General features: G+C 70.4%; 1 protein-coding gene. It reads left to right on the top strand.

Annotated features, from left to right (window positions below; translation table 11 throughout):
• The coding region (locus AAE045_RS23480) for a hypothetical protein (RefSeq protein ID WP_455549721.1) at positions 1–568 on the top strand (568 nt) is incomplete at its 5' end.
• Positions 569–729: the final 161 nt, after the last annotated feature.

Genomic DNA, 729 nt, shown 5'->3' with positions numbered 1-729 from the left:
ACCGGATGCGGCCGGCAATGCGGTGATCCGCGTGCCGCCGGGCAGCCAGGCGTTCAACTACACGCTCCTGCTGGAAGACAGCCACGTGCACGGGCTGACCGCCAACAAGGCCTTCGATGTGATCGCCACCGGCAAGGGCAGCCTGGCCGCGCGGATCGCGCTCTCGAACGTCACGGTGGAGGACATCACCGGCAGTGTGATCGCCGCGGCCGCCGAGACCGATGACCTGGGCACCTACAACGCCGAGCAGGTGGATCTGCTGGACTCCACGTTCCGCCGCATCGGCGGGCCGGTGGTGAACCTGTATCGCGGCGGCACCGACGAAAGCACCTTCGGTCCGGCGCTGCAGGTGCACGGCAACCAGTTCGAGCAGGCAGGGGTGGCCGATGACACCAGCCTGCGCCTGCATGGCGTGCAGTTCGCCAGCATCCGCGACAACCGCTTCGACCGCAGCGGCCGCATCCGTTTCAGCCATCGCGTCGGGGAACCGACCCTGCGCATGGGCGACAACCCGCTGACGGCCACCGCGCCGTTGCTGTCCGATACCCCTGTTGAGGCCCTGCCATGAATTACGCCCCGCCCCTGATGCTGCTGCTCGCCGCCACGCTTGGCGGGGCCGCGTTACCCGCTGCGCAGGCCGCACCCGCCGCCCGGCAGGCGCCCGCGGCGTCCGCCACCGCACCGGTGCTGGTCACCGCCGCGCAGTGGACGCAGATGCGTGCCGAGGGT

The sequence above is a fragment of the Dryocola clanedunensis genome (assembly GCF_038405435.1).
Classification (GTDB): Bacteria; Pseudomonadota; Gammaproteobacteria; order Enterobacterales; family Enterobacteriaceae; genus Dryocola; species Dryocola clanedunensis_A.
The sequence above is the reverse complement of the archived record's forward strand: the minus strand, read 5'-3'. Positions and strand labels throughout refer to the sequence as shown.